This is a genomic window from Streptomyces sp. ActVer, from assembly GCF_027270795.1.
GTDB classification, from domain to species: Bacteria; Actinomycetota; Actinomycetes; order Streptomycetales; family Streptomycetaceae; genus Streptomyces; species Streptomyces umbrinus_A.
Map to the genome: position 1 here is coordinate 1 of NZ_JAPWHT010000895.1, position 1,313 is coordinate 1,313.

The 1,313-nt window shown below is 74.6% G+C and carries 1 pseudogene; it reads right to left on the bottom strand.

What is annotated here, in order from left to right:
* A pseudogene (locus tag O3Q52_RS53155) lies at window positions 1-1,313 on the bottom strand (hypothetical protein); the annotation flags it as partial.

A 1,313-nucleotide genomic window follows, 5' to 3' on the forward strand; every position in this document is an offset into this window, starting at 1 on the left:
GATCCGGTCGCCGCGACCACGAGGCCCTGCGCCGCCGCCCGCCAGCTCGTGCGGTTCGACAGGTCAGCCGTGGCGGAGGCCAGGACGGTGGGGGCGTCCGGGGACCAGGGTGCCCAGTGGGAGAGGGCGGCGAAGGCGAGGTTCGCCGTCGCGGGGTCGTCGGTCGCGGACACGTCACGGACAAGACCGGCGTACCGCGCGCGGTGCCGTTCCGGCAGGTCGAGGGGCGAGACGCGCAGGACGGCCGCGCGGAGCACCGGTTCGGCGCCCGACGCGTCGTGCAGGAGCGTCCAGACGCTCTCCTCGGTGAGCAGCGCGCCCGCGAAGGCGACGCACGCGGCCCGGACGTCGAGGTGGGCACCGGGCCGCTCGTACGCCTCGGTGAGGAGCCCCGCGGCCACCGGTATCGGGAGCCTGGCGGCGGCGAGACGGGCGGCCTCCTTGCGGCTGGTCACCTTGACGCCCGGGCCGAGCAGCACCTCGCGCAGTTGTCCCACGAGCTGCGAAGGCGCCACGTGCCGGGATGCCCGGGTGGCCGCGTACACGGCGACGCGGGCGCGGTCGTTCCCGGCGTGCGCGAGGAGTTCGGGCAGCGCGTCGCCCGGCCGGCCGGTGTGGGCGAGCGCGCCGAGCGCGGCCTCCGCGAGCACGACGTCCGACGAGCCGGTCCAGTCGCGTACGAGTCCGACGCCCGCGCCCGGTATCCACGCACCCTGCGCGATGGCGGCCACCCGCGTGTACGACGGCAGCCCGGCATCGGCAGCCTGCTCGCCCAACTGCCGGGCCACGGCCTCCTGTTGACGTGGCAGCCAGCGCCGTACGTAGTGACTCACGGGCACGGTCCACGGGCTGCCCTTGGTGAGGAATCGCCCGTACGGCGGGATGTCCGCGAGGAGCACGTCGAGGAGGTCGGTACGGCGCCGGGTGATCACGTCCAGGACCGGCCACAGTGTTCCCGCCGAGGGTTCGAGCGAGAGGACGCGCGCGGCCCGTTCGTCGCGGGTGGCGGGCGGCTCCAGCCACAGTTCGACCGCGTCGCGCACGGTGCCGTCGCTTCCGAACCTGACGGCCTGCCACAGGAGTTCCTGCAGTTCGGGCATGCCCGCGGCGCGACGCCCCACGGCCCGGGCGAGCGAGAAGGCGAGGCTGTAGTCGGACTTCTCCGCGCCCGCCTCTATCCACGGCCGCAGCGCTTCGTACACCTGGTGTTCCTGGCCGCGCCGCAGCTTCGCGTCGAGTCGGCCCAGGTCGGCGCGTCCGGTGTTGCCGGAGATCCGGACGAGTGTGCGCAGCGCCCAGTTCACCAACTCCCG